Source organism: Pseudoalteromonas sp. CO342X, from assembly GCF_004208915.1.
GTDB classification, from domain to species: Bacteria; Pseudomonadota; Gammaproteobacteria; order Enterobacterales; family Alteromonadaceae; genus Pseudoalteromonas; species Pseudoalteromonas maricaloris.
The window spans coordinates 98,673-118,503 of sequence record NZ_SGPH01000036.1 but is presented as its reverse complement, the minus strand read 5'-3'; the positions used below and the strand labels follow the sequence as shown (position 1 = coordinate 118,503).

16 protein-coding genes are annotated in these 19,831 nt (G+C 45.4%); 8 read left to right on the top strand and 8 right to left on the bottom strand.

The genetic code is table 11. The features are described 5' to 3' along the window. Complete coding sequence (locus tag EXT47_RS17260) at positions 1-705, top strand: response regulator (protein ID WP_045987842.1); 705 nt, start codon at positions 1-3, stop codon at positions 703-705. Here the strand turns inward: EXT47_RS17260 and EXT47_RS17255 are convergent. From EXT47_RS17255 to EXT47_RS17245, 3 genes are all read right to left on the bottom strand, one after another. Continuing rightward, positions 702-1,991: a DUF3472 domain-containing protein gene (locus tag EXT47_RS17255; protein WP_130127154.1), complete on the bottom strand. Its 1,290-nt coding sequence runs from the start codon at positions 1,989-1,991 to the stop codon at positions 702-704. The genes EXT47_RS17260 and EXT47_RS17255 overlap by 4 nt on opposite strands. Before the next feature lie 38 nt (positions 1,992-2,029). Next, positions 2,030-4,879, bottom strand: coding sequence for a TonB-dependent receptor (locus EXT47_RS17250; protein WP_130127153.1), 2,850 nt, complete (start codon positions 4,877-4,879; stop codon positions 2,030-2,032). Positions 4,880-4,982: 103 nt separating this feature from the next. Beyond that, positions 4,983-6,353, bottom strand: coding sequence for a Gfo/Idh/MocA family oxidoreductase (locus EXT47_RS17245; protein WP_045964720.1), 1,371 nt, complete (start codon positions 6,351-6,353; stop codon positions 4,983-4,985). A 255-nt stretch (positions 6,354-6,608) separates the two neighbouring features. Between EXT47_RS17245 and agaR the strand changes: the two genes are divergently transcribed. The 7 genes from agaR to EXT47_RS17210 all read left to right on the top strand — a co-directional run bounded on the left by agaR (position 6,609) and on the right by EXT47_RS17210 (position 14,790). Next, positions 6,609-7,379 carry a transcriptional repressor AgaR gene (gene agaR, locus EXT47_RS17240; protein WP_039493387.1) on the top strand — a complete coding sequence of 257 codons (771 nt, stop codon included), beginning with the start codon at positions 6,609-6,611 and terminating at the stop codon, positions 7,377-7,379. A gap of 11 nt (positions 7,380-7,390) precedes the next feature. Beyond that, a complete protein-coding gene (locus tag EXT47_RS17235; protein ID WP_130127152.1) occupies positions 7,391-8,680 on the top strand; it encodes a D-tagatose-bisphosphate aldolase, class II, non-catalytic subunit in 1,290 nt (429 codons plus the stop codon). Continuing rightward, positions 8,677-9,795 (top strand): SIS domain-containing protein, encoded by a 1,119-nt coding sequence (locus EXT47_RS17230; protein ID WP_039493391.1) that lies wholly within the window; start codon positions 8,677-8,679, stop codon positions 9,793-9,795. Before EXT47_RS17235 ends, EXT47_RS17230 begins: the two co-directional genes overlap by 4 nt. Continuing rightward, complete coding sequence (locus EXT47_RS17225) at positions 9,792-10,700, top strand: ROK family protein (RefSeq protein WP_039493393.1); 909 nt, start codon at positions 9,792-9,794, stop codon at positions 10,698-10,700. The genes EXT47_RS17230 and EXT47_RS17225 overlap by 4 nt, the downstream gene beginning before the upstream one ends. Continuing rightward, on the top strand, positions 10,693-11,844 hold the full coding sequence (gene nagA / locus EXT47_RS17220; RefSeq protein WP_039493395.1) for an N-acetylglucosamine-6-phosphate deacetylase: 1,152 nt from the start codon (positions 10,693-10,695) through the stop codon (positions 11,842-11,844). The genes EXT47_RS17225 and nagA overlap by 8 nt, the downstream gene beginning before the upstream one ends. 224 nt (positions 11,845-12,068) lie before the next feature. Then, on the top strand, positions 12,069-14,156 hold the full coding sequence (gene fusA, locus EXT47_RS17215) for an elongation factor G (protein WP_039493397.1): 2,088 nt from the start codon (positions 12,069-12,071) through the stop codon (positions 14,154-14,156). Between the two features lie 244 nt (positions 14,157-14,400). Continuing rightward, positions 14,401-14,790: a hypothetical protein gene (locus EXT47_RS17210; protein WP_017218328.1), complete on the top strand. Its 390-nt coding sequence runs from the start codon at positions 14,401-14,403 to the stop codon at positions 14,788-14,790. Positions 14,791-14,869: 79 nt separating this feature from the next. Here EXT47_RS17210 and hemB read toward each other — a convergent pair whose 3' ends face one another. Genes hemB through tatC form a run of 5 tightly spaced genes read right to left on the bottom strand, consistent with a single transcriptional unit; the run spans position 14,870 to position 19,760 of the window. Beyond that, positions 14,870-15,880 carry a porphobilinogen synthase gene (gene hemB, locus EXT47_RS17205; protein ID WP_026001016.1) on the bottom strand — a complete coding sequence of 337 codons (1,011 nt, stop codon included), beginning with the start codon at positions 15,878-15,880 and terminating at the stop codon, positions 14,870-14,872. A gap of 1 nt (position 15,881) precedes the next feature. Next, entirely contained in the window at positions 15,882-17,720 is a 1,839-nt protein-coding gene (locus EXT47_RS17200; protein ID WP_130127151.1) for a diguanylate cyclase, read from the bottom strand. Positions 17,721-17,728: 8 nt separating this feature from the next. Beyond that, entirely contained in the window at positions 17,729-18,505 is a 777-nt protein-coding gene (locus tag EXT47_RS17195; RefSeq protein WP_010376478.1) for a TatD family hydrolase, read from the bottom strand. Then, complete coding sequence (locus tag EXT47_RS17190) at positions 18,505-19,020, bottom strand: hypothetical protein (RefSeq protein WP_045964741.1); 516 nt, start codon at positions 19,018-19,020, stop codon at positions 18,505-18,507. The genes EXT47_RS17195 and EXT47_RS17190 overlap by 1 nt, the downstream gene beginning before the upstream one ends. Continuing rightward, on the bottom strand, positions 19,017-19,760 hold the full coding sequence (gene tatC / locus EXT47_RS17185) for a twin-arginine translocase subunit TatC (protein ID WP_045964743.1): 744 nt from the start codon (positions 19,758-19,760) through the stop codon (positions 19,017-19,019). Before tatC ends, EXT47_RS17190 begins: the two co-directional genes overlap by 4 nt. Positions 19,761-19,831: the final 71 nt, after the last annotated feature.

The window sequence follows — 19,831 nt, the reverse complement described above, 5'->3', positions numbered from 1 at the left end:
ATGACTTATTCTGTGGTGATCATCGAAGATGAAGTAGCTGTGGCACAATTATTAGCGCAATACCTAGTGACACCGGCAACACCAAGTAGCGCAAGGCAAGGGCAATACCGGGTAGTGGCCAGTAGCGACAATGTTTCTACCGCGACGGTACTGTTGAGTGCGATACAAGCCGACTTAATTTTATTGGATATTTATCTACCCGATGGTAACGGTCTTGAGTTTTTAAAGATGCTACGCGAGCAAGGCTGTAAAAGCGAAGTGATGTTGATCACTGCAGCAAAAGAAGTGGCGACGCTAGAAAAAGCGATCCGTCTGGGAGTCTGCGACTTTCTAGTTAAACCGCTGATCTTGGAACGGCTCGACCTCGCACTCGCCCGCTTTGAGGCGCGTCAGCAGTGTTTGGATGGTGCTAATGAAGTGACGCAATCTATGGTCGACACCTTATTTGGTAGTGAACAGGCGAGCGTACAAAGTACGGCTAGACTACCTAAAGGCGTTGACCCACTTACTTTGGAAAAAATTCGTACGGCATTTCAAAGTCAGCCCAAGCAGGTGTTTACAGCAACTCAAATGGGAGAATTGGTGGGGGTGAGTCGCTCAACCGCTCGGCGCTATTTAGAGTTTTTGGTTAGTATAGAAGAAGTAAAAGCCGACCAAAGCTACGGTAGCATTGGCCGACCAGAGAGAAGCTATTATTTAAATTAAGGGTGTGCCTGTAGTGACTGCCATGGGATCACCGGCGCATCATTGCTGCTAGGGCGAGTGAATTCGCTGAGATAAGGCGTGGGTCCCGTGAAGAAACCGGTGTTACGTAAGTAAAAACGGTTTTGCTCCTCACCACCTTGATAATCCAAACGCGACCCTTTTCTGGCGGTGGCGTCATACGTGAATTTAGCTTGATTTAACTCAACCCAGTTACCTTGGGTGTCACGCAAAAACTGGCGGTTATAAAATGCCTTACGCTCAAACTGCCCAGCTTCGGGTAAAAAGTTTTCCAAAAAGCTATGCGGTCTTGCAACATAGGTGTTGGTTTCAGGGCGGCTAAAGGCTGCGATCAGCTTCCATTGACCGGTTTCCGGCGCATAAAAATAGCCACGATATTCAGTATGGCCTTCATAAGTTGTACTGGGCTCGATATTGACTAAAAAGCGATATGTCGTATCCGGTTGCCAGTTATAACGTAAATAGCTTTGCCCACCAGAACCTTCATTGCCAAATTCACCGACGTAAACGCCTTCGCCTTTAGCGAGTAATTTGATTTTAAGGTTGTCGGGAATTGTGCTCGGATCATCCGTTTGATATGGGCTCCAAACCGAAAATAGCACGCGGCGCTCGGTGGGTGAGTTTACCTGAATACCAAAGTACCCTTCGCCAAAACCATTCGCCATAAAATACGAACCTTGTGGATCATAGCCAGATGGCACCGTTACTTCGTTGTAAAACCAGTTATAGTCCTTTTTGTCAGGTACGGTATAGGAAAGGTGTACTGAAGGGCCGCGACGACCCCAGTAAAAGTCTTCTTTGACATAGTTAGGCGCGGGGGTCATGGCCTCGCCATCGAGACTGAGCCCGGTAATGGCGGGGAAGGTACTGTTTCGCCCATTGGCTAATGTATCACCTGCTATTTGGACAGTTTGATAGCCAACTTGCGTCACGGCAAAGTCACCGACTTTAACCTTAGTGGGGCTTTGTCTATCGAGGTTAAGCGTCACTTGTTTGTTGTTATGCGTTACCAGTAATGTGCTTGGTGCACTTGGTTTATCAAGGTGTAAATAGAGGGTATAGGTGCCAACGTTATTGGCATAAAAATAGTGATTAAACCTAAGCTGCTTATCTTGCCATGGGGCAATTCCGGCTTGAGTTATATATTGCCTGCTGGCGTCAATATCGTTGTTGACCCAAGCGTTGCCGTAACTGCTGATATAAGCCTCTTGTGCTGAGACAAATAGCGAGGCGCACAGCAGTATCGGTGTCATTATTGTATTCTTCATCTTAAGTTCCTTGAATGGGGCGCGTTGCCCCATGTTGATTAGAAAGAAGTGTTAATGCCTAAACTGATACTGCGGCCGTAACGGCTCAAGTGGCTCACTTGCTCTTGGGTTTTAATGTATGACCATTGACGCTCATTGGTGAGGTTGGTCACGTTTAGGTCAATCCGTGTCTTTGCAGTAAGATTATAGCTGGCACTGAAATCAAACTGACCATAATCCGCTGCCCATTCTGGGCCGCCCCACGCATCTGGATACTTCAGGTAATCATCTCGCCAGTTGTAAGCGATACGCGCTTGGTAGTCATCCTTTTCATAATAGATAACCGCATTGTAAGAATGCTCAGACATTCCAGCGAATGGTAGCTCGTCTTTTTCGGGGTCGTCGTATTTACTATCCGTAAATGTATAGTTGATTTGCATACCTAGGCCATCAAATGGTGCAGGTAGCAATTCCTCAAACGACTGTTGGTAAGCAATTTCGAAACCTTTTATCTCTGCTCCCGCTTCAGAACGTGGCGATACTTGAGTAAATTCCGGACCGTCAACTTCAACGCCGTCTTTTATGAATTTACCCACTTTTATCGTACCGACACGCCCCTGAGCGATAACCGATTTAATGTCTTTGTAATAGGTTGCAAAGGTGAGTGCACCATAATCAGAGAAGTACCACTCTAGTCCCAAATCAAGTTGGTCTGCTCTAAGTGGCTTGATCCCAGGATTGGCAAGATTAAGCTCAAACTTACTGAAATTAATTGAGCTATATGGGGTTAGAAAATCGATGCTAGGTCTGGTGATAACTTTAGCCGCGCTGGTTCTAAATAACAGTGAGTCTGTTATTTCTAACTTAAAGTTCATGCTAGGCAGTACATCAGTGTAATCATCTTCTACGTAAGAATCGGAGTAATAATCGGCAATATCCCCTTCTATGCGATAGATAATGTCGCCATCTTCGTCTTCTTCTACGTTGTATACCAGACTTGGGTAATCAAAAACGTAGCCATCAGAGGTGATCTCGGTTTTGATTGCTCTTACGCCTAGGTTTAAGTTATAAGGCATTTCTGACAGCTCGCCGACTAGATTGGTCTCTAAATAAAGTGCAAACGTTGACTCAGAAAGCTCGTAGGAATCTTTAGGGCTCTTGGAAGCTCTAATTTTTTCATCTGCGGCTTGGGCATTAATGGATTGATAAAAAGCATAGAGTTTGTCGTAGTCGAAGCTGGCCCACGGTGCAGGGTGCATGCCCGGCTCACCATCTAGGAAGTTATCAAAGTTGGCGGGTACAAGTACATCTGCGGGTAGTCTAAATAAGTTAAGGCCACCGAGCTTTTCTACGCTTGAGTTATCAAAGCTGTCGTAATCTGAGTTTTTAAAATAAGCCCCACCATTGCTGAACATCGATGGGTTATTTGATTTGCTCACGTCTCTGGCTTTAGTTTGCTTACCGTAATGAAAGCCAAACTTGATGTCTTTGACAAATTCCCATTCCGGAATAAATGTCCCTTCGAGCCTTAACTCTTCAACATCACTGATCACTTCCGTGCCATAGTTGTAGCTGTAGTGAGCACCAAAGGGTTGATCGGCATTAAGTGCTGGTGACATGGTCACATCTGGCAGGAGATTGTCGCCTGTTTGATCTATGGTGATAGTATCAACAAAGCCACGCGCCACGATGTAGCGGTTGTCGCCATCATTGATCCGCTCAGCACGGGACTTAGACACGTCAAATTCAAGCGTTAGATCGCTGGTAGCATACCACTTGAAGTTAAGACCGGCCTGCCAAGTGTCGGTATTGCGAGGCTCAGAGACGTTTAGTAGCTCAGCCATCGCACCATCGACTAACTCAATGTAGTTGACGTTGCCATCTTCATTGAATTTTAACTCACCTACTGCTGGGATCCCTGGCGTCCAAGGTTCATCATAGGTGACGAAAGAGATTTGATATTTTTCACCGTCGGTTTTGTAGCTTGAGTATAAGCTATCAAAGGTGACATCAATATCATTCGTTGGACGCCATTGTAAGGCGAGGCTTGCACCAATGCGCTCACGTTCGTCTTGCCAATTCGAGTAGCGTACATATCCTGGGATCATTGATGGGTGTACTTTCTCGCCCTCATCTAGCTCACCATTTCGGTTACTATCAACCGGGACTCGCACGTCGGTATTTTCTTCAGGATCGTAAAACCCTTGTCCCTCGTAGGAGTCTTCGCGTTGTGTTCGCTCTGAATAAACGGCGGTGAATAGTGCGCCAAAGGTATTGTCAAAAAAGGTATCACTAATGAGGAAGGAGGCTTGAGGGTTGGTATCGCCGGTACGTTCTTCGTAAATGGCTTTGGCACTTCCGGCTAGGGTAAAGCCATCCATATCTAACGGTCGGCGGGTTTTTATATTGATGACTGAACCAATCCCCCCCTCTTGCGTTTGTGCTTGCGGTGACTTGTACACTTCTAATGCTTGAACCATCTCAGGCGCAATTAAATCGAAGTTAAAGTCACGGCTAGTGTGTTCAGATGCCATTCTACGACCATTGATGGTGGTAACGTTAAAGTCCCCGCCAAGACCCCGTACCGTGACGTTTTGTCCTTCACCGGCGTTACGGGTAATAGCGATACCCGTCATTCGTTGTAGCGCTTCAGCAAGGTTTTGATCTGGGAACTTACCAATGTCTTCGGCAACGATGGCATCCATTACGCCGACGGCGTTTTTCTTGAGAAAGAGTGACTCTTTGATACTCGAACGTACGCCACGTACTTCAATTTTCTCGACTTGTTGCTTGGCTTTATCTTGCTCGTCGGATCCGCTGTTCTGTTCTGTTTCCTGTGCGTGCGCGTATTGGGACAGGGCACAGCTCACGGCCAATCCCACAGCACACAGTTTTAGAGTGTGTTTCATCTTGTTGTCCTGTTGAGTGTTGTTATTATTGCGCCCGCTATACGAGCGCTTATTCAGGCATTGTTAGTACTTGCTATAGATAACGTATTTAACCTTTGGTTAGTTATGTGACAATGCCTAGTGGTGCTGCAGTGCGCCATGTGCCCCTAGTGAAATCCGGGAAGTCCTTGCTATTACTTCTGTCTGCAACTGAGTCCATTGAAAGAGGGAAGACCGCTGACCAAGCAGCTGCGTCGTAAACATCCTGATCTAGCGGCTCGCCATTACGAAGGCAGTAAATAATGCGCCAGAACATTAAGAAATCCATGCCACCATGGCCGCCGTTGCGCTCAGCTTCAGCCCCCATTTTTTGCCAAAGTGGATGATCGTATTTGCCGTACCAATCATTCATGTCGTAATCCCACTCGTGAAAGCTCTTACTCCCGCCGTTTTCAAGCGCGATGCGGTTGGGGAATCCTGCAAATACGCCGTTAGTACCTTGAATTAAATTATGGCGGGAGTAAGGGCGTGGGGTAGTGGTATCGTGCTGTACCATAATCGAACGACCTTTGATGGTTTTAATGATGCTGGTGTTCATATCTCCAGCAATATAGTTCAGTTGGTTTCGTTCATGATTTGCTGGAAATTCACGTTTGGCATAGGCTGCACGACCAAGTGCTGGTGAGCTCATGGACGAGATATAGTCGAAGCGATCGCCACGGTTGATATTCATATATTGAGAAACTGGGCCTAAACCATGAGTAGGATAGAGGTTACCGTTGCGTTTGGTATGCCAATGTGTGCGCCATGAGCCAGTTTTATGCTCAATTTCTTTCATTTGCCAACGAAGTTCATGGATATAAGCTGCTTCACCGTGCAGTAACTCACCGAATAGCCCTTGGCGAACCATGTTTAATACCATCAGCTCGTCGCGGCCATAGCAAACGTTTTCCAACATCATGCAGTTCTTTTGCGTGCGCTCTGCGGTATTTACCAATTGCCACGCTTCTTCTATGGTCACTGCAGCTGGCACTTCAACCAAAGCGTGTTTGCCACTTTCCATTGTGTCTACCGCCATAGGCGTATGCCATTTCCAAGGCGTAGAGATGATCACAATATCAATGTCATCGCGCGCCAACATGCGGCGATAGTCCATATCACTCTTGCCGTAAGTCGCTGGCTTGGGTAAGCCCTTGTCGACAACAATTTTAACGGCTCTATCGACGACTTCTTGGTGCGTATCGCAGATGGCCTTGATCTCGACACCGTCAAGATGGCAAAAGTGTTTTACCGCGCCAACACCACGTTGACCCACACCAATAAAGCCCACTCGCACGACATCCAGTTTCGGTACGACTAGACCTTGAACTGAATTTCCTTGTGGCTTTGGTGTAAGCGGCGTCTTATTATTGTTACTTGCGCAGCCAACCACTGCGCTTGTTGCTGCGATAGCAGCCATTGATTGAAGAAATCGCCGGCGGTTTAGATCACCCATAATAACCTCTTAGTTGTTCACTCTTGTTGTTAAAAACGAAATGTTATTTTTTGGTTATTATTACGGCAGTTTTATTTTGAACGCAAGAGAAATATCTTTCATGTTCTTTCGTTTGCATTTTAATTTGTTTGCGATTTAACTTTAAATCATTATAAAACATATGGTTGCAGTTGTTTTTGTTTAAAGTTAAAAAAATAAATTGAAAGCAAATGAAAGCTGTGTAGACTAAATTTAACCAAAACGAAAGGAGGTGTCATGCTGAACACCATCGAAAGACGCCACGAAATCGTTCAACTCGTTGGTCAAACGGAACGAGTAGAAGTATCAGAACTGGCAGAACAATTTGGTGTATCAACCGTGACGATCAGAAATGATCTCAATGCCTTACATGATAAAGGGTTGTTGGTTCGCTCTCATGGTGGTGCCGTTGCGAGTTCTAGGTTAACCAAAGAGCTCACCATAACGGAAAAGCACGATCATCATCACCAAGTGAAAGTCGAGCTTGCAAAGTTGGTGGCGAGCCTTATAGGCAATAATGAGTCTATTATTCTGGACTCTGGAACCACCACTGAAGAGGTTGCGAAGCAGCTTACTGAACATCAACAGCTAGTGGTGATGACCAATGGTCTTAACGTGGCGCAAGCGCTCGTTGCAGCCGATGGCGTTGAAGTGTTGATGACCGGAGGCTCACTGCGTAAAAAGTCGCTGTCGTTTTATGGCAGCCACGCAGAAGATCAGCTCAAGCAATATCACTTTGACCGCTTGGTGCTTGGTGTCGACGGGTTTTCTGTTGATGTTGGTGTAACAACACACTTTGAACCAGAAGCCGCGCTTAACCGCGAGATGTGTAAAGCTGCAAAGCAAGTCATAGTGGTGACGGACTCCAGCAAGTTCGATCGTAAAGGTGTACATCGTATTATCGCCTGCGAAGAAATTGACGTTTTGGTAACGGACAGTGGTATTCCAGCTGATATTCATCAGCAATTGGTTGCCGCCGGAATTGAGGTACATTTAATAACGTCTTAAGAGGTGATCATATGCGGCGTTTTCAAGCCCTAATCGAAGCCAATAAATCAGGGAAAAACTCAGGCATTTATGCCATTTGCTCAGCTCACCCTTGGGTGCTGGAAGCGTCGATAAGATATGCCAAGCAGGAAAATACGCTGCTATTAATTGAGGCCACGGCCAATCAGGTTAACCAATTTGGTGGTTACACCGGGATGCGTCCCGCGGACTTTATTGCCAAAGTTGAAGAGATGGCCGACGAGCTTGGTTTTGATAAGCAGTTACTGATTTTTGGTGGTGATCACTTGGGACCAGTCTGTTGGACGAGTGAAAATAGCCAAGCCGCGATGGCCAAAGCGTGCGACTTAGTCGCTGAATACGTGAAGGCCGGTTTTAAGAAAGTTCACTTAGATGCCAGCATGCCCTGTGCTGACGATCCTGACGCGTTAAGCGATGATATTGTCGCTGAGCGCGCCGCCTTGTTGTGTCAAACAGCGGAAGCCGCCGCGATTGCGACGTTTGGCAGTAGTGATATTGTTTATGTGATTGGTACTGAAGTTCCCCCTCCAGGTGGCGCTGATGAACAGATTGACAGCCTGCAACCGACTAGCCAAGTTGCTGCGCAAGAAACCTTAGCTTGCCATCGTGAACTCTTTGCAAATAAAGGGTTAGCGGATGCTTGGCAACGCGTGGTTGCAATGGTGGTGCAGCCGGGTGTTGAGTTTGATAACACCCAAGTGTTTGACTACAAACCGAACGAAGCAAGTGCACTAAAAGACTTTATTCGTACCGTTGACCGTATCGCTTTCGAAGCGCATTCGACAGATTATCAAACCGCAGGTGCTTATCAGTCGTTGGTTGCTGACCATTTTGCCATTTTGAAAGTCGGGCCTGAATTGACCTTTGCGCTACGCGAAGGGTTATTCGCGCTTCACCATATTGAAAAGCAATTACTACCCTATGTTCATAGCCAGTTTATAGAGGTGGTGGATGAGGTCATGCTGGCAGAGCCTACGAGTTGGCAGCGTTTTTATCACGGCGAGTCACAGCAACTCCGGTTCTTGCGCCAATTTAGCTTTAGCGACCGTATTCGCTATTACTGGCATCAAGACGCGGTGCAAAAGGCGTTAGTAACTATGCTCGACAACCTAGCGCAGCAGACTTTATCACTGCCGCTTATCAGCCAATATTTTCCAGAGCTATATCAACAAGTACGCCGTGGTGAAATAGAAAGGGACGCCAAAGCGTTGGTGATTGCCAAAATTCAACGTGTTGTGGCTCGCTATTCAAATGCGTGTTTTGCCATGGAGAAAGCGTCATGAACACTTTGCTAGGACACGAAATTGCGCAATTAAAAACACGAAATGCCTATTGGACAGCAAAAGAGATCACCCAGCAGCCACAGATGTGGCAAGAGACCGCCCAATTAGTCGCGAGCATAAAGTCTAGGCTTTTGGTGGAGTTAGCTCCTTTTCTAGATGACCCTGATACTCAGGTTATTTTGACGGGGGCGGGTACATCCGCTTATATCGGTGACGCTATCGCCACTCATCTTAATACACACATGCGCCAAAGTGTGCGGGCAGTGAGCACAACTGACCTAGTTGCTGCACCAAGGCAATACCTAGCGACGGATAAACCGTGTTTATTGGTATCCTTTGCTCGCTCTGGTAATAGTCCAGAAAGTGTGGCGGCCGTAGAGTTGGTAACACAGTTGGTTAGCAACAGTCAGCACCTTTTTATCACCTGCAACCGTGATGGAAAATTGCACCAAGCAGCGCAGCAGGCAAGCAATGCAACAAGTATATTGCTACCGGAGCCTACGCTTGACCAAAGTTTTGCAATGACGAGTAGCTATTCGTCAATGATGGTTGCAGCACTTCAATTTTTTGCAGCGGATGACGGCTCCGTGGATAAGTTGATCAATGCAGCGCAAAGCATGTTAGCTGCAACAGAGCAGCAAAATATCCGTGCATTTGCACAACAACCATTTGAGCGTTTGGTGTATCTAGGCTCAGGTTGCTTACTGGGATTTGCAAAGGAAGCTGCGCTAAAAATGCTTGAGTTATCGGCAGGCCAAGTAATGAGCGTGAGCGAGTCACCGCTTGGCTTCCGTCATGGTCCAAAATCACTTATCAATAGCAAAACTGTCGTGGTATGTTTTATCTCAAGTGATGGTTATACCAGCTTGTACGATCAGGATTTAGTTGCTGAATTGCAGCGTGACGGTACAGCCATGACGGTGCATTCACTTTGCCCTAAAGTGCCACCACTAGAAGATGTGTGGCAAGGGTTACTGTATATGTTGTTTGCACAGCAGTTAAGTTTCTATAAAGCGCTGAACCTCGGTATTTCACCAGACAACCCTTGCCCGTCGGGGGAAGTGAATAGAGTCGTGCAAGGTGTAGTCATTCATCCATTTGGGAGTGAAGTATGATTTATGGAGTGGATGTTGGCGGGAGCAAAATTGAAATTGCGGTGTTCGATGAAAAACTGCAACGTATAGAGTCTTGGCGTGTGGCGACACCAAAGCACAGTTATGAGGCGTTTTTGGCGCAAATCGTCACTTTGGTGCAGCAAGCAGATGACAAATATGGTTGTAAAGGACAGGTTGGTATTGGTATGCCGGGGATAGTAAATGCGCAGCAGCGTGTGCTATCAGCAAATGTTCCTTGCGCCAATGGCAAAGAAGTTAAGGCTGATCTTGTTGCACAACTTGAACGGCCCATCGCGGTGGAAAATGACTGCCGTTGTTTTGCGTTATCAGAGGCCAGTCTTGGAGCCGGTAAGCAATATCAAAAGGTCTTTGGGGCAATAATAGGCACCGGTGCTGGAGGCGGATTTTGTATTGATGGCGCGTTGTATAAAAGTGCCCAAGGGATCGCCGGAGAATATGGCCACCATCCGCTTTCTGCGGTGTTACAACAAAAATATCACCTACCTATTTTAGCGTGTGGCTGTGGACTGCAAGGGTGTTTAGAGCGCTATGTTGCAGGGCCAGGGCTTGCCGGTTTGTATCAACATTTCACTACGCGAACACTTACCTCAGAACAAGTTATCACAGCGATGCGGGCTGGAGAAAGTGAAGCTCGCCATGCTTTTAATTGTTATATGGATCTGTTGGGCTCGGCGTTCGCAAATTTAATCAAAGCATATGACCCAGAAGTTATCGTGCTTGGCGGTGGTATGTCGCTGATTGATGAACTTGTAGAGGCGCTCCCAAAAGCCATCGAGCCCCATGTATTTTCTGCGGTATCAGTGCCAGATATTGTTAGAGCCAAGCATGGTGATGCGAGTGGCGCATTGGGTGCGGCATTACTTGGGAGCAAAGTGCATGCTTGAGCAGCTTCGTTATATTCAGCCCCGTCGTATCTATACCCCTACCAGCGTCCTTGAAGCGCACGTTGCGGTAATAAAAGGGGAGCGTTTTCACGCGATTATTCCTGCGACGGAAGCGCCTGCTAATACCGAATGTTATGCTAATTTAGATATGTGGCCTGGGTTAATTGATTTGCATATTCATGGCCGCGAGGGCTGTGATGTTATTGATGGCAAACTCTCCAGTTTAGAGACCATTAGCACGTCGTTGCTCAAACATGGCGTCACTGGTTTTTTGGCAACCACGGTGACGACTACATGGCCACAAACTATTGCCGCGATGAAGGTTATTGGAGCCGCCTATAAGCAAAAGATGCCGGGCGCTCAGGTGCTGGGCGGATACAGTGAGGGCTTATTTTTTAGTGAAAAACACAAAGGTGCCCATAACGAAGCTTTCTTTAAGCCGTTAGACGAAGCCTTAATTGATGAAATGATTAGCGCGGCTGATGGTGCGCTTAAAGCGGTAGCACTCGCGCCCGAAAAGGCTAATGGCGTTAAGATGACACAGTACCTAAGTAAACATGGGGTGCGAGTGATGTTAGGTCATTGTGATGCGGATTTTGCGCAAACCAATGCTGCCCTAGCACATGGTGCCTGCGGCGGGGTGCACGTGTTTAACGGCATGCGCGGTATTCATCACCGTGAGCCGGGCTGTGCTGGTGCGTTGTTACTTGATAGCCAAGCCTTGGTGGAAGTGATTGCCGATGGCATTCATTTGCACCCTGCGATTTTACAGTTGATCTACCGCCTAAAAGGTCAGCATAAGGTGGCCTTGATCAGTGATTGTATTAATGCTGGTGGCCTTAAAGATGGTGAATATCAATTGGGTGAAATGCCAATTGTGGTTAAGGGTGGCGTGGCGAAAACTCATAGCGGCAGTTTGGCCGGCAGTACACTAACACTTGAAAAAGCAGTGAAGAATTTAGCAGAATTGGCCAACATTCCGCTTCTAGAGGCCATTAATATGGCAAGTTTAGTACCCGCAACTTATTTAAATATGGACAATGAACTTGGTAGCATTGAAGTGGGTAAAATAGCGCATTTTTCTTTGCTAGATGATGTCTTCCAAGTCCAGCATGCCAACTTGTTTGGAAAGCAGATATTTTAAACAAAAACCCAAGCTCACCGCCCTGAAATTGACAAAATACAACGGAATTTTCTTAAATACAGCGGCCTAGCAGTAAGCGATACGGTAAAAATGGGTCACAAAGTTTCGCATTAGAAACTTTTTCGCGAATTGATTGCATTTTAGACGACTTCAAGGATGATGTTCGCTACAAGAGGTGATATACTCCCGCCGAATAATTTTTCTACTTTAAATAGAGTAAAACAATGGCAGATTTATCGAAATACAGAAACATTGGTATTTTCGCGCACGTTGATGCGGGTAAAACTACCACCACTGAGCGTATTCTAAAGCTTACTGGTAAAATCCACAAAACTGGTGAAGTACACGACGGTGAGTCTACTACTGACTTCATGGAGCAGGAAGCTGAGCGTGGTATTACAATCCAATCAGCGGCGGTAACTTGTGAGTGGAAAGGCCACCGTTTAAACGTTATCGATACTCCTGGACACGTTGACTTCACAGTAGAAGTATACCGTTCACTTAAAGTACTTGACGGTGGTATCGGTGTATTCTGTGGTTCTGGTGGTGTTGAGCCACAATCAGAAACTAACTGGCGTTATGCGAACGAATCAGAAGTTGCACGTGTAATCTTCGTAAACAAACTAGACCGTATGGGTGCAGACTTCTACCGCGTAGTTGGTCAGGTTGAGAAAGTACTTGGTGCTAACCCACTAGTGATGACGCTTCCAATCGGTATCGAAGACCAGTTCTGTGGTGTTGTAGACGTACTTGAGAAGAAAGCATACGTTTGGGATGACACAGGTCTTCCTGAAAACTACGAAATTACTGACGTTCCAGCTGACATGGTAGACAAAGTTGAAGAATACCATGAGATGCTAGTTGAGTCTGCTGTTGAGCAAGACGACGACCTAATGGAAGCGTACATGGAAGGTGAAGTTCCTTCACTAGAGCAAATCAAAGCGTGTATCCGTAAAGGTACTCGTGACCTTGCGTTCTTCCCAACTTTCTGTGGTTCTGCATTCAAGAACAAAGGTATGCAGCTAGTACTAGACGCAGTTGTTGACTACCTACCGTCTCCTACAGAAGTTGATCCTCAGCCGCTAACAGATCCAGAAACAGGTGAGCCTACTGGTGAAGTAGCAACTGTTGACGCTGATGCACCACTTAAAGCGCTTGCGTTCAAAATCATGGACGACCGTTTCGGTGCACTTACGTTCATCCGTATCTACGCAGGTCGCATGAAGAAAGGTGACACTATCCTTAACTCTGCAACTGGTAAAACAGAGCGTATCGGCCGTATGGTTGAGATGCAAGCGGACGAGCGTACTGAACTTACTGAAGCACAAGCGGGTGATATCATCGCTGTTGTTGGTATGAAGAACGTTCAAACAGGTCACACGCTATGTGATCCTAAGCACGAGTGTACACTTGAAGCGATGATCTTCCCTGATCCAGTAATCTCAATCGCTGTTGCACCTAAAGATAAAGGTGGTAACGAGAAGATGGGTATCGCGATCGGTAAGATGGTTGCAGAAGATCCTTCATTCCAAGTTGAGACTGATGAAGATTCAGGTGAAACTATCCTTAAAGGTATGGGGGAGCTTCACCTAGACATTAAGGTAGACATCCTTAAGCGTACATACGGTGTAGACCTAATCGTTGGTCAGCCTCAGGTTGCTTACCGTGAAACTATCACTAAAGAAGTTGAAGATAGCTACACGCACAAGAAACAGTCTGGTGGTTCTGGTCAGTTCGGTAAGATTGACTACCGTATCAAGCCTGGCGAAGTTGGTTCTGGCTTTACGTTCAAGTCTTCAGTTGTTGGTGGTAACGTTCCTAAGGAATTCTGGCCAGCAGTTGAGAAAGGCTTCAAGTCAATGATGGATGAAGGTGTACTAGCGGGCTTCCCAGTACTAGACGTTGAAGTTGAGCTATTCGACGGTGGTTTCCACGCAGTTGACTCATCAGCAATCGCGTTCGAAATCGCTGCTAAAGGCGCATTCCGTCAGTCTATCCCTAAAGCGGGTGCACAACTTCTTGAGCCAATCATGAAAGTTGACGTGTTCACGCCAGAAGACAACGTAGGTGACGTAATTGGTGACCTTAACCGTCGTCGCGGTATGATCAAAGACCAAGAAGCTGGCGCAATGGGCGTTCGTATCAAGGGTGAAGTACCACTATCTGAAATGTTCGGATACATCGGTCACCTACGTACTATCACGTCTGGTCGTGGTCAGTTCTCAATGGAATTCTCACACTATGCACCATGTCCAGCAAACGTTGCTGACGCGGTAATCGCAGCTGAGAAAGAGAAAAAAGCGGCTAAGTAATTAATTACTTATTTTGCATGAGAAGGTCGCCTTTGGCGGCCTTTTTTATTTTTAAATTCAATTGGTTATAAGTTCAATACCCTGTCTAAAAGTCGTCACGATTATTTCATGTTTTATTAATTTTAAAGTTCTTGCTTTAGGAACATTAGCACTTTATCATTAGCTTTTCTTCAATAAATAGAGTCACATTATTGCGTCGTGGGCTCAAATTTGATTGTGGTTGGGTAAATAAAGGAGATACTCAATGAGAACTTTAGAACTGGAAATAAACTGGCTTTTCTATGTACTGGCACTGTCCCTTATCTGGCTGGGTAATGAACTGTTTTTCATTTTAGATACTCCCTCATCATTATTGCAAATAGTTACACTTACCTTACTATTTTTTACCCTAACAATATTGATACTGTCACTAACCGGAAAGCGTTTTCTGCATATAGATAAGGCGGGAGTTAGCTATAACTTTTTAGGTAAAACCCACTATATCCATACGGAACATATTCAGGCGATTAGGTTACGCTCTTTGGGTATTGTAAGTCTTCCCGAGGTATATCTTGATGATGGTCGTATTATTCGCTTCTTTAGCTGGAAAATGAATCGCGATGAGCTTTTAAAAGCAGAAAGTTTGGTCAGATAAGGTGTAAAGGAAGTGCAGGTGAGGGTTTCACCTGCTCAAATTTAAAGGTTTCACACCAATTGCATTAATGCAATTGGTATTACTTTTCATTCAGCCAAATTGCGGCTTGTTTTGCAAAGTAAGTCAAAATGCCATCCGCACCAGCACGCTTAAATGCTAGTAGAGACTCCAGTACAACAGGCTTCTCAGCCAACCAGCCGTTATCAATCGCCGCCTTATGCATCGCATATTCACCACTTACTTGGTAAGCGAATGTTGGTACCCCAAACTCATCTTTAACGCGTCTGACAACATCTAGGTATGGCATGCCTGGCTTTACCATCACCATATCAGCACCTTCTTGTAAGTCTAAAGCCACTTCACGTAATGCTTCGTCAGAATTAGCAGGATCCATTTGATAGGTTTTCTTGTCTGCACCTTTTAGGTTGCCTGCAGAGCCAATCGCGTCGCGGAAAGGGCCATAATAACTCGATGCATACTTGGCAGAGTACGCCATGATACGAGTATGGATAAAACCGCACTCTTCAAGTGCTTCACGAACAGCGCCAATTCGGCCATCCATCATATCGGAAGGGGCGACGATATCGGCACCTGCCTCTGCATGCGAAAGCGCTTGTTTGACTAATACTTCCACGGTTTCTTCATTCATGACATAACCATCTTCATCTAAGATACCGTCTTGACCGTGGACTGTGAATGGGTCTAATGCAACATCGGTGATCACACCAAGCTCAGGACATGCTGCTTTAATAGCACGTACCGCTCTTTGTGCAATCCCTTCAGGGTTGTATGCTTCCTCAGCTAGTAACGATTTTTGTTCCGCCGGTGTTACTGGGAATAAGGCGATGGCAGGAACCCCTAGCTCTACTAGTTGCTTGGCTTCCTCAACTAATAGATCAATAGATAAACGCTCAATACCTGGCATTGATGGGATAGCTTCACGCTTAGATTCACCATCCAATACAAATACTGGATAGATTAAGTCATTAACCGTTAGCGTGCTTTCGCTCATTAGACGTCTTGAAAAGTCATCGCGACGCATTCTGCGCATGCGAGTTAGGGGGAAAAGATCGAGTCCTGATTGAGCCACGTTAGTTCTCCTGATTGGGTTTGAAAGTAACAACACGATTACGACCTTGCTGTTTTGCTTGATACAAGGCTTTGTCCGCATTGTCAGTGTAAAGCTGTGGATTATGTGGGTCGCTAACCACTGCACTATAAACGCCTGCACTGGTGGTCAACTTAAGCGTATCCTCACCAAATTTGATATTGAGATCTGCTGTAGCCACTCTCAGGCGTTCAGCTACTCCGACAGCACCTTCTTCTGGGGTGTTTGGTAGTAGCAAAATAAACTCTTCACCACCATAGCGGAACACTTCATCATGTGGTCGCCGCAAGTGTGATTTTATTAAGTTGGCAAATTCGCAAATTGCTTGATCACCAGCCAAGTGACCATATTTGTCGTTAATTTTTTTGAAGTGATCGATATCAAAAATAACAAGGCTCAATACTGTCTGCTCTCGTCTTGAACGACGTACTTCCATCTGTAAACGCTTGTCGAAATAGCGCCGGTTCTTCACTTTTGTGAGTGGATCTTCCATGTTCATGCGCTCGAGCTCTCGGTTTTTATCCTCAAGTTCCCTTAATGTGACTTGAAGCTCAAAAGTGCGTTCCTCAATGTTGGACTCTAAGTCGTACTGGGCCTGTTCTTGTAGTTTAAGCTTTTCTTTTAATAGGGCATCTTCAGCTTGAGTATGAGCTAGCCGTTGCTGTTGCTTGGCCAGCTTTTCATCTCTTTGAAATATATATAGACGTATGAGCAGGTAACTCAGCAACGTGGCTTCAACGACAAAAATACCAAAGTAACCCAAATGGTTCAAAAAGCTGCCGGACTGAACCCCCAGCTCAACCGTAAACGGGTAGCTAATTACGATAAAGTGGCAGAGTGCGATTGCAATTAAGATATTTCGACTCTTGTGGTTAACACGAGCGAGCGTATAGATAATCAATACAGAGACAATAAAGCTGATGCTAAGCGCTAGCAGGAGAGACTGAGAAACAGGTAAAAAAGCAATGAGCAGAAACAAGCACAATGTCGCTAGAATGGCCTTTCTTTTAGTCAGCTGTGGGTGCGCAAGCAGTGACTTTCCAGAGCAATAACTCAAAGCGGGCAACAGCAGTGCGCTGAGCAATAACATCATCATGCCTTGACCATACTGTTGAAACCACTGCCATGAAGAGTAAAAATAGCGATAACCAAAGCCATAGATATGTGCGTTGAAAAGCCATACTGTAGCGATAAACAAAGTGGCACATAAAAAGTAACCTTTTTTTGTAACACAATAGAGCGTGGCATTGGTTAGGGCGAGTGCTAGTACAAAGCCTGCTAAAATTCCAAAAATAAGATTAAATTTACTCTTAAATTGGAGGTATTCATTCGGCTCCCAAATTGCAAGAGGAGCCGTGATAACCCCCTCATCACTGATCTGTAAGTATAAATGGCTTTGCGTTTGTGGCTGCAGCTCAAGCGGAACAACTAGAGATTCATACTTTAGTGGCCGCTTAATCAGTGGCAAGGCATCGCCCATATCTAAGCTGAATATTGGATGGTTCGGTCTAACATGATAGGCAGTTACTGCATCGATGAGATTATTGTTTATACTTACCAATACTGGTGTGAGCGAGTTGTTGGTATTGTGCAGCGCTATTTTTAACCATAAGTACTTCGCTACAGGTCGAAGGCCTGTGGGGACTTGGGTGCTGTTATGCCATTCGACAGGAGCCGCAAGCAGTTCGTTTAACGATTCATATTTACTCAGTGTGTAACTTAGCTTTACTTGGTGTTCTACCTTAAATGACTCTGAAATAGTGACGGCAGAAATTACAGCAGAGCTGTATATCAATATAAGTAAAGACAGCACAATGCGCATTACTGGCTTTACCTCACAAACAGCTGTTTAAAATTAGCCGAAGTCGTGCTCATCACTTCCGTGACAGGACATTGTTTTAGGTGTGCAATTTGCTCAGCCACATAAGATAAATACATTGGTTCATTGCGGCGAGACTTGGGTTTTGGGCTAATTGTTCTAGGTAGTAGGTAGGGCGCATCCGTTTCCAAAAGCAAACGGTCTAGGGGGATGTATTGGATTAGATCTTGTAGTGCTTGACCTCTACGTTCATCGCAAACCCAACCTGTGATGCCGATCATTAACCCATAGTCCAAGTAACGTCGTAGTGCGTTATGATCACCAGTAAAACAGTGTAGTACTCCTTGAACGTTAACTTCTTGCAGTAACGAAAATAGCGCATCGTGCGCGTCTCTTTCATGTAGATACACTGGATAATCAATAGCTTCTGCTAACTGCAGTTGCGTCAAGCACACGCTTTGTTGTATCGGCCTTGGTGAAAAATCGCGATTAAAGTCCAAGCCACATTCACCAACGGCAATAGCTCTGTCACTACTTTTTAAAAGAGTGAGGAGATCATCGTAGAGCGTATCAGGTGCATCTTTTGCGTCGTGAGGGTGGACACCTGCTGTACAATAAAGCTGGTATTGCTCTGCGAGAGAAATACTTTGTTCGCTGCTTGTTAAGTCGCAGCCAATGGCGAGCATAGATTCTATGCCAGCGTTTTTGGCTCTAGCAATTACCTCGGCCAAATCGGATGAAAATTGCGAGCTGGTGAGGTTTACACCAGCATCGAACATCGTGTTCATCAGTTAACTCGTTTAACTCGCGTTGTGCGGTTTGAGCCCGCTTTCTTCATTAAAAACGAGCCAAAAGACGCGCGTTCAATAATTAATGTGTCTCCTTCATTGGCGAAAAAAGTTTCTGAAGAAACTTGCCGCCATACTTGACCATTGTCCAAGGTGAATACCATTTTATCGCGGCCTTGAGTGGTTGTTTTTACGAGTTTAGCTGTAATTTCTTCGATTTCTTCGCTTGCCGCTTTAACTTTATGCTCTAAACCAAAGCCATCTTCTTTCAATTCTGCTTTTTTTTCATTGCGCGCTGTGTTTATTTTATCTTTGCTTACGGGCGCTTTGCTTACAGGCGCTTTGCTTGAATGTATTTCCGTGATTGGTTTATTAGCAATCACATTGTCGTAGCACATGAGTCGTTTAAAATCATTTTCAATCAGAGTACAAGCTTGTAGTGCCTGTGTATTTATCGGCTCTGCGGCGCATAAAGAGGAAAATCCTAGTGCGAACAGTATCATGGTTTTTTTCATTGTTCTGACTCCTGTTGTTTTGGTTTGGCGCTGTAAAATTTGGCTAGAATGAGTCCTAGTTCAAACAAGAGTAGCATAGGGAATGCCAATAGAGTTTGAGATAGAACATCTGGTGGAGTTAAAAACATTGCGATGACAAAAGCACCAACGACAACATAAGGTCGTTTCTCTTTTAAGCTCGCAGGGGTTGTCATGCCACTCCAACATATAAGCATGATAGCGACGGGAATTTCAAAGGCGATGCCAAAAGCAAAAAATAGCTTAAGGATAAAGCCAAGGTAACTGCTAATATCCGGTGACAGTGTCATCATCTCAGGCCCCACACTGGTAAAAAAGCCAAGTATGATAGGCATGACAACAAAGTAACAAAATGCTATTCCGCCATAAAATAACAATACACTTGAGAGTAATATGGGGATAAGCATACGTTTTTCGTGTTTATATAAACCGGGTGCGATAAAGCCCCACACCTGATGCAAAATAAAAGGCACAGCGGCAAATAGTGACACAAAAAGCGTTAATTTAAAGGGAGCAAAAAACGGCGCTGTAACGTCTGTGGCGATCATGGTTGTGTTGCTAGGCAAGCTATTTACAAGCGGTGCTGCAACGAAGGCATAGATGTCATTGGCGAAGTACACCAAAGCAACAAAGATAACGAAAACGCTCAATAACGCTCTCATTAAGCGGTTTCTTAACTCAACAAGGTGAGCTATAAATCCACTTTGGGCTGATTCTGTCATGTAACTTGACTCGTACGAATATAATTCCAGTTAGATATAAGAAAAAGGAGCGGTTTGGGCGTCTAATTACC